Annotated in this window: 14 protein-coding genes; 7 read left to right on the forward strand and 7 right to left on the reverse strand. The window is 31.0% G+C overall.

Annotated elements, in window-relative coordinates; genetic code table 11:
* Positions 1-289 precede the first annotated feature (289 nt).
* Positions 290-715, forward strand: coding sequence for a VOC family protein (locus WBF61_RS09380; RefSeq protein ID WP_424255938.1), 426 nt, complete (start codon positions 290-292; stop codon positions 713-715).
* Positions 716-796: 81 nt separating this feature from the next.
* Here WBF61_RS09380 and WBF61_RS09385 read toward each other — a convergent pair whose 3' ends face one another.
* Positions 797-1204, reverse strand: a complete 408-nt coding sequence (locus tag WBF61_RS09385; protein WP_424255940.1) for a VOC family protein — start codon at positions 1202-1204, stop codon at positions 797-799.
* Between the two features lie 681 nt (positions 1205-1885).
* Here WBF61_RS09385 and WBF61_RS09390 point away from each other — a divergent pair.
* The gene (locus WBF61_RS09390; protein ID WP_424255941.1) at positions 1886-2323 is read left to right on the forward strand and encodes a hypothetical protein; all 438 of its coding nucleotides are present in this window, start codon (positions 1886-1888) and stop codon (positions 2321-2323) included.
* Positions 2324-2348: 25 nt separating this feature from the next.
* Here the strand turns inward: WBF61_RS09390 and WBF61_RS09395 are convergent, their stop codons facing one another.
* Positions 2349-2564, reverse strand: a complete 216-nt coding sequence (locus WBF61_RS09395) for a helix-turn-helix domain-containing protein (protein ID WP_424255942.1) — start codon at positions 2562-2564, stop codon at positions 2349-2351.
* Between the two features lie 512 nt (positions 2565-3076).
* Here WBF61_RS09395 and WBF61_RS09400 point away from each other — a divergent pair.
* A complete protein-coding gene (locus WBF61_RS09400; protein WP_424255944.1) occupies positions 3077-3214 on the forward strand; it encodes a hypothetical protein in 138 nt (45 codons plus the stop codon).
* Between the two features lie 42 nt (positions 3215-3256).
* Here the strand turns inward: WBF61_RS09400 and WBF61_RS09405 are convergent, their stop codons facing one another.
* Positions 3257-3520 (reverse strand): hypothetical protein, encoded by a 264-nt coding sequence (locus WBF61_RS09405; protein WP_424255946.1) that lies wholly within the window; start codon positions 3518-3520, stop codon positions 3257-3259.
* A 326-nt stretch (positions 3521-3846) separates the two neighbouring features.
* Positions 3847-4575: a DUF975 family protein gene (locus tag WBF61_RS09410; protein ID WP_424255947.1), complete on the reverse strand. Its 729-nt coding sequence runs from the start codon at positions 4573-4575 to the stop codon at positions 3847-3849.
* A gap of 410 nt (positions 4576-4985) precedes the next feature.
* Between WBF61_RS09410 and WBF61_RS09415 the strand changes: the two genes are divergently transcribed.
* The gene (locus WBF61_RS09415) at positions 4986-6176 is read left to right on the forward strand and encodes an MFS transporter (RefSeq protein ID WP_424255949.1); all 1191 of its coding nucleotides are present in this window, start codon (positions 4986-4988) and stop codon (positions 6174-6176) included.
* A gap of 27 nt (positions 6177-6203) precedes the next feature.
* Positions 6204-6905 carry a YjjG family noncanonical pyrimidine nucleotidase gene (locus tag WBF61_RS09420; protein WP_424255951.1) on the forward strand — a complete coding sequence of 234 codons (702 nt, stop codon included), beginning with the start codon at positions 6204-6206 and terminating at the stop codon, positions 6903-6905.
* Positions 6906-6957: 52 nt separating this feature from the next.
* Here the strand turns inward: WBF61_RS09420 and WBF61_RS09425 are convergent, their stop codons facing one another.
* The gene (locus tag WBF61_RS09425) at positions 6958-7515 is read right to left on the reverse strand and encodes a dihydrofolate reductase family protein (RefSeq protein WP_424255952.1); all 558 of its coding nucleotides are present in this window, start codon (positions 7513-7515) and stop codon (positions 6958-6960) included.
* A 169-nt stretch (positions 7516-7684) separates the two neighbouring features.
* On the opposite strand from WBF61_RS09425, the gene WBF61_RS09430 reads away from it, so the two are divergent.
* A complete protein-coding gene (locus tag WBF61_RS09430) occupies positions 7685-8059 on the forward strand; it encodes a hypothetical protein (protein ID WP_424255954.1) in 375 nt (124 codons plus the stop codon).
* On the opposite strand, the gene WBF61_RS09435 is transcribed toward WBF61_RS09430, so the two are convergent.
* The gene (locus tag WBF61_RS09435) at positions 8056-9330 is read right to left on the reverse strand and encodes a Y-family DNA polymerase (RefSeq protein ID WP_424255956.1); all 1275 of its coding nucleotides are present in this window, start codon (positions 9328-9330) and stop codon (positions 8056-8058) included. The two genes, WBF61_RS09430 and WBF61_RS09435, sit on opposite strands and share 4 nt — an antisense overlap.
* 162 nt (positions 9331-9492) lie before the next feature.
* On the reverse strand, positions 9493-10413 hold the full coding sequence (locus WBF61_RS09440) for a 1-phosphofructokinase family hexose kinase (protein WP_424255958.1): 921 nt from the start codon (positions 10411-10413) through the stop codon (positions 9493-9495).
* A 353-nt stretch (positions 10414-10766) separates the two neighbouring features.
* On the opposite strand from WBF61_RS09440, the gene glmS reads away from it, so the two are divergent.
* Positions 10767-12575, forward strand: a complete 1809-nt coding sequence (gene glmS, locus WBF61_RS09445) for a glutamine--fructose-6-phosphate transaminase (isomerizing) (protein WP_424255960.1) — start codon at positions 10767-10769, stop codon at positions 12573-12575.
* The last annotated feature ends 122 nt before the right edge of the window (positions 12576-12697 follow it).

Here is a 12697-nt window from a genome sequence, read left to right on the forward strand (position 1 = left end):
GGATACTATCCTATCGGAATTGTTCAATTATTTTTATTACTAGTATCCTTATTATCCCTATCGTTTCATATGAAAAGCACTTTTTTTAGAAATTTTAAAAAAATTAAACTTACCTCTATTTTTCTTCTTGTCGCGTACATCCCTTCACTTTATTTCATGCTCTATAGCGTTTTTGTTTGGTATACTTTTATGCCTTGAAAAAACTATCCTATATATCGATAGTTCCTTTTTGAATATAAGTTATCAGCAGTTTAGAATTGAGATAAATAAAAAATGAGGAGTGAAAAAAATGGCGATAGGAATTTATTTAACTTTTGATGGAAACGCTCGAGAAGTTGTTGACTTTTATTCTGACGTATTTAATGTGGAAAAAAATGATATTATGACTTATGGCGATAGGTCCCTTAACCCTAATATAGAGATGGTAGACGATGATAAAACCCTAATCATGAATACGGAACTAGAAATAAATGGTACAACTATTATGTTTTCTGATTGGACTCCATCTATGACTGATACTTCTTTTATAATAGGAAACAACATAAGTATTGTTGTTGATGATCACAATAAAGAATACATCATCGATTTGTTTGAAAAATTAAAAGAAGATGGGAAAGTAGAAATGGAACTTACTTCAACCTTTTGGAGTGAACTATTCGGTAGTGTAACAGATAAATTCGGTATTACATGGGAATTAAACTACAACAATCAATAAACATTATAAAATTTAAAAACCTTACACAGTGAACTCTTTTTATTAAGAGGTTACTATGTAAGGTTTGCTTTGTTCTTTAAATTAGTTATCCATATCCATCATTAATTCCCAAAGATGTCCGTCCAAATCTTCTATCCTTTTATAATACATATTATCTTCATCTACTCCTGGAATTTTAGTTGTTTTGTCCTTCGCTCCTGCTTTGATTGCTTTGGCAAATAATTCATCAACTTCTATTTTTGTTCCAATTGTAATTGCTGTTATTACTTCATTTGCTTTTCTCGTATCTGTGATCTCTTGTCGTGTAAATTCTTTGAAAAATTTTTCTACTAATAGCATGGTATATAAATTATCTCCTAAAATTAAACAAGCTGCTTTATCATCTGAATACAGTTCATTAAATTCAAAATCAAGTGCACTAAAAAATTCTTTGCTTTTTTTGAGGTCTCTAACAGGTAAATTAACAAAAATCGCTCCGGCTTTAGTCATTTTTCCATCTCCTCATTTAAAATTTCTTACTTTTATTATAATGAATAAACTTAACTAACTCAAAATCTAACCCTTATTTTTTACTTAAACTATTTCTATTTTATACCCTAGATATTCGACACTAGTTATTCCCCAATCAAAAATATCGCTTAAAAAACCATCTGCAACAAATAGGTTAAAAAGAATACAGCAACTATCCACTAATAGACTAGTTTATACACTGTAATTTTTTGTTTTTAACCATTAAAACTGGTGCTACAACTAACTCTAAAGATGCAATTAAAAAAGAAATCAAGGAAAGCACCAATAGGAACCCTTCGTCTTTTTTATTTTAGCTTTGAACACCTGATTTTTTTTAGCAATTTACCTGTTGAAATGTCAGATGCTTTCTTCCTGGTAACAAATTTTTCTATCCTAACTAAACGAATAAATAAACCCTGTATCTATGCTTTTTTGTTTATCACTAACTAAAAGTTACAATAATTTTATTGCTATGTAAACTTTCGCGTTCTATTCTTACTATAAAATATAACGTATACTATCTTTAGTAAGATTTAATTAACTAAAGATAGTTAAACTCTATCTCTTGTGATTAAATTAACATGATTTCTTTTATGATATCTATCAATGGATACAGTTTATTCATTTTTAAAAATATTGAATTATATAAAGGAGAATATTATGAAAATTAAACAAGCTATTGTTTCACTTCTTTTACTATCCTCTTTCTTTTTAAGTTCTTGCAGGAATACCACTACAGATCTACAGGTATTTTCATTTCCTATCTCCAATGGAGAGGTTTCTGTTAAAAACCTTACTATTGTTAGTAGTCAAAACCAAATTTATATTGAAGATAATTTTTATTTTAGTTTTCAAGACGAAGCCATTACAGATATTGGTTTTGATTTTATTGATAAAAATAATAACTCTGTTTATTCTTATACCCAAGGAGTTCATTTCCTTATGCCTCAGAATGAAATTAAAGAAAATAAAGGTTTTATTATCGATAGTCCCTATTTTAGAGAAGGAGATCCTATAAAAATAAGCGTTACTTATTTTCTTTCTAACGAAATAGAAAAAAGTTTTACCAAGAATATAGAGCTCAAAAGTGAAAAGTAAACTAACCTTTATTTATCAGTAAAAATTAATTATGACTTTGTTTTTTATTTTCCTTAAGTAAGTCATCTATTGAAACTTCATAGAACTCACTTAATTTCACTAAATTTTTTAAATCTGGAGAATTTTTTCCATTTTCCCATTTTGAGATAGATTGCCTAGATATTTGTAAGTAATCAGCTACTACTACTTGTGAATAGCCTTTTTTTATTCTACTTTCTTTTAATTTTTTTTTCAGCACCATATCTGTCACTCCTCTTTTATTCCTTACGTTTATCATATCGAAAGGAATAAAAATTAGCTATCAACCAATGGTTGCCTTTTAGCACCTATTAGTTTACATTTGATCAAACTAGTCAACTATCACTAGCAACTAATGGTTGCTAGTATGTATCGCTTCATTTTTTTCATCTTAGGTTAAAATGAAGCGTTTATTTTTTGTATTCAAAATGATTAATTGCTCTATAGATGAATTCTTAAAGAAAATTAGTTGCTAATGGTTTTTACTGATTTAGATTACTAATGCTAGTTGAATTATAGAATTCATTTCGCTAAAAAATTATGATTATTAGAAAAAAGACTACAGGCAACTAATGGTTGCTACATTGTAAACCGTTGCGTTCTGGTTTTCTTATCAAAAATAGCTGATACTAGTGTAGAAGGTTACCAACAAAATTTATCTGTAAACTATTTATATAGATACATAAGTAATCTTTTCATCACGCTCAAACTTAGGATACTTATGGAGGTTATTTAATGAGAAAGTCATTCTTACTTAAATTTTTTTCTGCTATTATTTTTATCTTGGTTATCTTTTCGCTACTTATTCAAAAAATAGTCATTGGATACACTTTATTAATTCTAGGGTATTATTTGCTTCGTAAATCAGATTAAAAATAATTACATAGTAGACTATGGTTGTTAACATCTACTAGACTAGATAAAACTTAGAAGACCTATTATACCTAATACTTGAATAACTATTCCGATAGTACTAAAAATTAAGCTTAAAGTAGATAAAATAGTATTAATTTGATTTGTTTCAGTACTTTCTTTTATTGCCCTACGTGAAAGTATTATTCCAACAATCCCTAGAATAATTCCGATAATAGGAATTATTATTGAAAGAATACTAAAAATAAAAGATAGGATTGTTTTATTGTTGGTCATTCTATCTTTTGAATAATTTGAATGTTTCATCCAATTCCCTCCTTGTTGACTCTATTTACGTAACTTCTACTTGTTGTTCACTTAAAATTAAAACTAATCTCATTAAAAAGCCCGACGATTGCTCCTTTATTCACAATGTCGACTTGTTAATTATACTCTTTATTATAAGAATATACTTTCTGTTCAACTAATTAAATACTCTTCGTTTTTATACCCGTCAATAGATTCTATTTTTACTTATTTAATGTTATAACAGGTTAATTTTATAAAAAAAGACGAATCTATTTAAGATAGGGTATCGTCTTTTTACTCTCTCATTTACTTTATACTTCTTAGCCTTCTTTTAATGACTGGCCTTAAAAAGCTTCCATTGAATCATCATGACCACTATTCTCAGTTAAATTTTTATAGAATGCTGCATAAGTAGCATTGGCATATGGATTTAACCATAAGAAACCAATACCAAAAGATAGGACGCTTAAAATTCCCCAGCCAATAAAACTCAATTCTAGTACGAAGAATTCCCATTTATGCCCATCCATCATTTTTCTACTTTCTGTGATACAATCAAGAGCTGATACTTTATCATCACCAGAAAGTACTTTCCGATCTTTATAAATCAAATATGCTTGAGAATAAGAAAATGACTTTATAATTCCTGGTATAACAAATAAAAATGTCCACAACAATGTAAAAATTGTTGTCAATATATAAATAAGTAAGGTTCCTAAAAAGTATTTTTTTGTAAATATTTGAAAGGCATCTTTAATTGGTCGAATGCGCATCTCCGGCTCTCTCAACCAGTCTAAAAATGTAAATGAAATACCTATAGTAAGAAATGCAGAGATAATTCCACTACTTGTACTTCCCGTATTTTCAGCAGAAGAGGGATCATATTTCATACCTATTTCAGAAAAAAAACCTGTTCTTAGCTGAAACAAAGCTACAACACCTAAAGCAATAGCCATTCCTATTATTGTTAATAACACTGGTATCATATTTAACAGGATAGCTTCTTTCCATCTACCTCTCAAAAGCTCTTTTGCTTCGTTTTTTAATTCCGCTCTATTCTTGTATTTTCCCAAAAAAACCAATCCTCTCACTATTTATATCCTTATCTAAATTATACTATACATAACAGTAGATTTAAATTAAATTTATCTTTTCCTTATTTTCTAATTCGACAACTTTTTCTTATCGAATTAAACCAACTAATAACTGTAATCAGTCTTATCCATCGAGAGATACTATGAAGCGCACAATAAAAATACGCTCGCTATTATTATTAACTCCTAAATAATAGGCTAACTAACACGTTATACTGTATTTTTTTCTATATTTCGTATGCTATAATAAAATAGAATACGTTACTTTTTAATAGATAAACCTATAAATACTTAATATAAGAATAAGTAATGGTTAAATTTCATAGCTAAGGCTAGTCTATTTTTCAACTAGTTATTTTCCTCATTTCAACCCGGAAGGAATAATTTAAATGATTAAATCACCGAGTTTAAATATACGATTTTCCAGTCTACAAGGTCTTTACTGGATGTGTTTTTGTGTTTTGTATGGATTTGCTTCTGTTTTTTTACTAGAAAAAAATTTTGATAATCAAGGAATTGGATTTATATTAGCTGCATCCAACATTCTCTCCGTTATCATGCAGCCAACTTTAGGTTCTCTAATAGATCGTTTAGATAAGTTGTCATTAAAATTTGTACTGTCCTCAATTGTCATCTTAACCATTTTACTACTTATTCTATTATCTTTTTTCTCCAACACTATGTTACTAGACGCTTTGTTATACACATTGATCGCTTCATTAACGTTAACCTTACAACCTTTGATTAATTCTTTAGCGTTTGAACAAATTAATGCAGGAATGGTCATCAATTATGGGCTAACCAGAGGAGCAGGATCTCTTAGTTTCGGTATAACTTCTTTTTTATTAGGACAACTATTAAGTCGTTATAATGCTTCTATCCTTCCAATAATTTGCTTAGGTTTATATATATTATTGCTGATACTCATTTTAAGTTTTCCTGATGTAAACACTAATGACTCTCTTTCCATTCCATCTATTCAACCCGTTGAAAAATTATTTACTCAAGAAAGTACAATAGCCTTTATCAAAAAATATAAGCACTTCGGCCTTCTTTTAATCGGAATTGCTTTTCTTTTCCTTTTCCATACCATCGTTAATACCTACCTTGTTCAAATTGTTTCTAGTTTAGGTGGCAATGATGCAGATTTTGGATTAGCCCTTACTATTGCAACGATTTTTGAATTACCCGCAATGTTAGGATTTGGGTATTTACAACAGAAATTCAAAAGTGGTAAAATGTTAGTATTTGCGAGTATCTTTTTTGTTATCCGAAGTTTTGCATTCTTATTCTCCACTACTCTTTGGATGCTAGTCATTGCTCAAGTACTTCAAGGATTTGCTTTCGCTGTCTACACTCCTGCTATTTCTTATTATGTAAACAAATTAATGAGTCGTTTTGATAAAATAAAAGGCCAAACTTTTGTTGTGGGCGCAGCAACTTTAGGGAGTGTTTTTGGTAGTATTATTGCAGGTTGGCTGTTAGACTCAGCTGGTATAACCGTAATGTTATCAGTTGGTAGTGTCTCAGCGTTCATAGGTAGCCTGTTGGTTATTTATTCTGTTCGCACCGATATTTAATTTTTAAGAAAGAAGGTATAAAACGCAATGAAACCGTATAATTTTTTATTATTTGATATTGACGATACTATTTTGGATTTCACAGCTACTGAAAAATCCACTTTATCTACCTTATTCGAACAACAAGGAATCGTTTTAACGGATGAAATCGAATATTCTTATGAGCGAATTAATCAATCTTTATGGCAAGCTTTTGAACGAGGTGAAATTAATCGCACTGAAATCTTCGCCTCACGTTTTCCGTTATTATTTGAAGAATTAAACCTAGATATTGACGGCTTGTTATTTGAAAAGAACTATCGACATTTTTTAAATCATGGACATGATTTAGTTGATGGAAGTTTAGAACTCTTACAGGAATTAAGCTCTAGACATTCTATTTATGCTGTCACAAATGGAATATCAAAAACACAATATCAACGAATGGAAGCCGCAAATTTATTGCCTTTATTTGAAGATATTTTTGTCTCTGAAGACACTGGCTATCAAAAACCAATGAAATCTTATTTTGATTATGTTTTTAATCGCATTCCAAATTTTTCAATCGATCACGCTCTGATCATAGGTGATTCGCTAAGTTCTGATATTCTGGGAGGACAAGCCGTTGGAATAGATACTTGTTGGTTTAATCCAAATTTAAAACCAGCTAATCCTCTAATAAAACCGACTTATCAAATCAAAAAACTTGATGAATTACATGGTATTATTAATAAAAAAACTTTTGCTTAAGTAGAGTGAGGTAGCAACCCAAAAAAGTTATAATTTTTCAGAGTAGAGAAATCTACTCTGTTTTTCTATTTTTTCGAGAATAAATTAAAATAACAATTCCTTCTTCAATAGTATAGTGTTCTAGGTGTAATTCTAATAAAGGGTTCCCATCTGAAAACAATCTCATCCCATTTCCTACAATAACAGGAATTATCCCTATAATGTACTGATCAATCAAATCCTCTTTGATTAAGATATTGCAAACACTCGCGCCACCAAATACCCAAATATTCTTTCCTTCTACTTCCTTTAACTCCTTAACCAATAAACTTAAATCTCCATTAAAAAACTCAACATTATCAATTCCAGACGCTTCTGTTGAGTGAGTTAAAACAATCATTTTTTTATCTTTATTAACTTCATATAATTCGAAGCTCCCTGGTGGTAAGTCATCATATGCAGTTTTACCAAGTATTAACGTGTCGCAAGATTTTATGAATTCTGAAAAATCAAATGACCCTGCTGTATTATGAGATAGATTTCCATCTCCATGTATCCAGTCAAATTGATTGTTTGCATCTGCAATTCTTCCATCTAAGCTAATCGCTAAGTTTACTATTACTTTCCTCATTTTATCTCTCCTAAAAAATTTTTTTCTTATAGTTGAACGGAATAAATAATCTCATACAATATGTGGATAAGTTTGTGGATAAGTATTTTAACTTTTAACTTCTTTTTTTCACTGTACAAAAAGAACTTTTGTTCGTATAATGATGAAAAAGAATGAAAGAGTTGATAAAATGAATCGTGTTGATAAAAATTATCATGATCGTAAAATGGCAAAGTGGCAAGGTTTTGTTTTATCAGATCATGCTGAACTGATGCAAAAATCAACTAAGATTAAAACTAAGCTTAACTTACCAAAAGAAAAACAAACTCCAGAAATTATTTCAGAAACTATTTTCCAAGCTTTCTTAACAAAAAAACAACTTCTCATTCAAATGGAATTTCTTTTAAATGGTCTGTATGAAGACGATTTAATGGGTATTGTAGTTGGTCAAGAAGAAAATAATCTTTATCTTCAAACTCACTCTGAATTAATCGTTATCGAGAGTGCTTTAATCCGTTATGCAGAAATATGCGAATCCAGGAAATGGTGGGACTCTCATTCTTAACCTTTATGGCCACCAACTAATCCACTTCTTTTGATAGCTGTCGCACCAGAAGTTAGGCTGCTAGCATGTACTAACGAGGCATACCCATATTTATGACGAACTTTATCAATAACTTGATCGATTTTTTCTTTTTGGATAGTTTTTTCAGCTGATTCAAATAAGTCTAATTGTAAATCTGTTTGAGCTAGTATCTTTCCACAGCTAATGGATATTCGTCTTACCGGTTCTTGTTCATAGTAAGTTCTAAACAAATGTAAGCACGTTTCACTTATTTTTCGACTAGCTGCTGTTGGAAAAATTTTTAACTGATGACTAAAACCTTTGTCAGAAATTTCTTTTGAAAAACCAATCGACAGATGAACGACTTCCGTTTCAACACAGTGGCTTCTTAGTCGAGCGGCTACTTGTTCAGCCATTTCTTTAATAACTACTTCAATTTCATCTTGTCGAGTATAGTCTCGATCTAAGATTTGACTTTTTCCATAAGATTTTGAGAGCGTCTGGTATTTTTCAGATAGAATGCTTCGATCAATTCCATGAGCATGATAAAAAAGTTGTTCACCTATCACGCCTTGAACTCGTTTTAAAGCAGAAACGTTGTATTGAGATAGCTGATAAACAGAATCGATTCCTAATTTATATAAATTATTGGCTGTCTTACTACCTACACCCCACATTTCTGTAATGGGATGAATACGCCAAATCGTCTTTGCAACGTCCTCATAGTGCCAAGTAGCTATAAAGCTAGGGCTGTATTTTGCTTCATTGTCTAATGCCAGTTTAGCCAACAAAGGGTTGTCTCCTATTCCGATTGCAGTGACCAAGCCGAGCTTCTGCCAAATTGCCTGCTGAATTTTGACGGCAATTTCTTTCGTTGATCCAAAAAGTGCATGAGATGAGGTTACATCTAAAAATGATTCATCAATACTATAAATATGCAAGTCATCAGTTGAAATAAACTCTTGAAAGATATCGTTTATCATCAAATTTACTTTCAGGTACAAACTCATTCTTGGTTCAACTAGTTGAATTTTAGAATTTTTTGGAATTTCGTATCGGCGCGAACCCGTTTTAATTCCGTATTCTTCCTTTACTCTTGGTGAAGCAGCCAAAACTAACCCACCTGCTTGGTCTGGTTTACTCATGACTACTATATACGATTCTAAAGGGTGAATTCCTCTTTTAACCGATTCAACAGAAGCAAAAAAAGATTTTACATCGATACATAAAATATCTCTTCGGGGTTCATTCGAATAATCCAATTGAATCACATCCACCGCTCCTTTTATAAATTAATTAAGATAGTACTCTCAACCGATTATACAAACATATGTTCGTTTAGTAAAGAGGATTTTGTTGAAGGAATTGGATAGTCTATTTTTAAAGTGACAAAATAACTTAACTACATTTAATTTTTATTTGAGCTATCGTTATTATAATTTCTTAACTGTTATTTTCTTTTGTAAAATCCTAGCTTCTTTGACGCTAAACGTTGTGCTATCATTGTGCTGAACTTTGCTAGCAGCACAAGCACTTGCAAAAGCTAAGCATTCTGTTAAAGGCTTATTTAACGATAGGCCGGATAAGAAAGATCCTACAAAACAATCACCAGCTCCTGTATCGTTTATCGCTACAACTTTAGGCGTTGTGACTTGATAAAATTCTCCTGCGTGACTACAAATACTGCCTTCACTCCCTTGAGATACAATAATATAGTCAACTTTTTTGCTTAATTCTTTTAAATTATCTAGCATTGTTTTCTCTGAAGAAATTAGTTCTTGAATTTCAAAGCGATTAGGTTTAATAAAATTAACTTCCATATCTACTGCTTTTTTTAGAGCATCACCCGATAAATCACAGGCAATAAAACAGCCTATTTTTTTCAATAAACCTAATAGTTCTGCTAAATCCTCTAATTCATATCCTGGTGGCAATGAACCAGCAATCAACACAATATCCGTTGCATTCACTTTTCTTTCTATCTGTTCATTTAACAATTCGATATCATAACTAGTTATTTGGAAACCTCTTTCTGTAATTAAAATACTTCCACTGATATCAGCTTCTAAAATAACATAGCTTTCTCTAGTTGGCTTTCCATAAACATCAATTAAGTCATGATTGATTGATTTTTCTAAGAGAATTTTCTCTAATTTATTTTTATTTGTGGTTCCACAAAAACCAAGTGCTTGGTTATCTATCTCTAAACGACTCATCGCATAAGAGCCATGATGCCCTTTTCCACCCAAGTCATATGTTATTTTTTGAAGACGATTATTTTTTTCTTTTGTTAATGATCCTTCAAGAAATAATAAACGGTCAATAGCAGGATTTAACGTGATTGTATAAATCATTTTTTTATCCCCTTTTCTGAATTATTTATTGTATTTATTGTATCATTTCAATAAAATACTTACCTCAATTTACCTTTATGAAAGGTCTATCGAATAATTTCACATCTTTTTTTTGATGTAGCTACCTTACAAAGAAATAAGAATTATATATATACCAATAAAATATAAAAGTTGACAAACCACTTAATTAATCATATTATTGTCGTGTTGTCCGAAAAAAACAGGCCGATATTGTATATACCAATTTTGAATAAGATAGAAAGACTATCTGATGAATGAATACCCTTATTTTTAAATTGGTTCTTTTATACTAGCTTTATAACTATAAAACAAATAGAAAGAAGGAAGTTCTCATGTGTGGGATTGTAGGGTATATTGGCAATAAAGACGCTAAAGTTATTTTATTGCAAGGATTGGAAAAACTAGAATATCGAGGATATGACTCTTCTGGTATCTTTATAGTAGATGGCAATCAGAATGGGCATTTATTTAAAGAAAAAGGAAGAATTGCTGACTTAAAAAAAATTATTGAGCCCTATCTATTTAGTACCTCAGGAATTGGTCATACTCGTTGGGCAACTCATGGACGTCCTAGTGTAGAAAACGCTCATCCACACCAATCTACTAATCAACGTTTTACTCTTGTGCATAATGGCGTTATAGAAAACTTCCAAGAGCTTAAAGATACTTATTTACCTGAAATTTCTTTAACAAGTGATACGGATACTGAAATTATTGTTCAGCTCATCTCACATTTTTCTGAAGAAGAACAATTAACTACTTTTGAGGCTTTTAAAAAAACTGTGTCTAAACTAAAAGGGTCATACGCACTAGCTTTAATGGATACTCAACAACCTGATATTATTTATGCAGCTAAAAATAAAAGTCCTTTATTAGTTGGTAAAGGTATCGGATTTAACGCTATTTGCAGTGATGCTATGGCAATGATTCAGGAAACAAATCAATTTATTGAATTAATGGACGGAGAATTTATTTCTTTAACGCGGGATGAAATTAAAATAGAAACTCAAGATGGAACAAGTATCAGTCGAGAAACCTATACGGCCGAGGTAAACTTGGATGATTTAGATTTAGGAGCTTACCCTTATTATATGGCTAAAGAAATAGACGAGCAACCAGCTGTCCTTCGGAAAATCATTCAAGCTTACCAAAACGATCAAGGACAATTCCAACTAGACACGGATATTATAAATAGTGTAATAAGTAGTGATCGAATTTATATTATTGCTTGCGGAACAAGTTACAACGCAGGTTGGGTCGGAAAACAACTATTAGAAACTTTAGCACATATTCCAACTGAAGTGCATTTATCCAGTGAATTTGGTTATAATATGCCTATTTTATCTAAAAAGCCTTTTTTTATTTTCTTATCGCAAAGTGGTGAAACAGCTGATAGTAGACAAGTGTTGGTGAAAATTAAAGCAATGGAATTCCCTTCATTAACATTAACCAATGTCTCTGGATCCACCCTATCTAGAGAAGCTGATTATACTTTACTACTTCATGCTGGACCTGAAATAGCAGTCGCTTCTACAAAAGCTTATACTGCACAAATCACTGTATTAGCTGCCCTATCAGAGGTTATAGCTAAAAAAAATGGACTAGCCAAAGAGAGCAATATGGCTCATGAACTTGGAATTGTTGCTACAGGAATGGAAAGCATCCTATCTGAAAAAGTATTCATTGAACAACTTGCAACACATTATCTAAGTACTAGTCGAAATGCTTTTTATATTGGACGAGGAGTAGATTATTACGTTGCCATGGAAGCTTCATTAAAATTGAAAGAAATATCTTATGTACAAACAGAGGGATTTGCTGCTGGAGAATTAAAGCACGGGACAATTGCCTTAATTGAAGAAGGTACTCCCGTAATAGCCATTATTACAGATAAGGATAGTGCAGGACATACTAGAGGAAATGTCCAAGAAGTACAAGCTCGAGGAGCTCATGCTTTAGTAATAACAATGGAGGGTTTGCAAAAAAAAGGAGATCAGCTTGTATTGCCGAAAGTCCATTCACTTCTTACTCCATTAGTTAGTGTAGTTCCAACACAATTACTAGCATACTATACTAGTTTACACCGTGGAAATGACGTTGATAAACCTAGGAATTTAGCGAAAAGTGTTACCGTAGAATAATCTAAGACTATTGAACAGAGATAGATTATATACGGAAGTGCTACTGTTAGTTTAGCAATAGGCTACATTCAAAGCTCGATAAAAAGAATAAAAAAATAGTAAGAATAAAAAGAAAATTTCAT

This window comes from Carnobacterium sp. (assembly GCF_049673005.1).
Lineage (GTDB): Bacteria > Bacillota > Bacilli > Lactobacillales > Carnobacteriaceae > Carnobacterium_A.